The organism is Novosphingobium sp. 18050 (genome assembly GCF_902706195.1).
In the GTDB taxonomy this organism is placed as follows: Bacteria; Pseudomonadota; Alphaproteobacteria; order Sphingomonadales; family Sphingomonadaceae; genus Novosphingobium.
In genome coordinates this window covers 1-410 of record NZ_CACSJO010000111.1, presented here as the reverse complement: position 1 = coordinate 410, position 410 = coordinate 1, and the positions used below count along the sequence as shown (strand labels likewise).

Annotated in this window: 1 protein-coding gene; it reads right to left on the bottom strand. The window is 66.8% G+C overall.

Annotated elements, in window-relative coordinates; genetic code table 11:
- On the bottom strand, positions 1 to 265 hold a 265-nt coding region (locus GVL61_RS24620), incomplete at its 3' end, for an alpha-E domain-containing protein (RefSeq protein ID WP_200845031.1).
- Between the last annotated feature and the right edge of the window lie 145 nt (positions 266 to 410).

Genomic DNA, 410 nt, shown 5'->3' with positions numbered 1-410 from the left:
GGCAGGACAGGATCGACGACGGGTTGTCGCCGTCGCGCACCATGAATTCGAGCACGCCCTCGCGCGTGACCTCGCCGTGGCGCGCGGTGTAGGCCGGGATCAGCTCGCTGATGGACAGCAGGCCCAGCCAGCTCTCCTGCGCCACGTCGGCCGACTGCGGCAGCAGCGAGGTCTCGTAGCTCACGCTGAGCATGCGGGCGGTGTTCTCCGCTCTCTCCGTGTAGCGGGACATCCAGAACAGATGATCGGCAGTGCGGCTCAGCATCTTTATTTCCCCCCCATCGACTGCGACATGGCCATGGAGCCCGGAGCGCCCATGGACTGCGTCATTCCGCCCAGCGACTGCGCCATGCCCGCGTCCTGCATGCCGTTGCCATTGCCGTTTACGTCGCCCTCGCCCAGCACCCAGG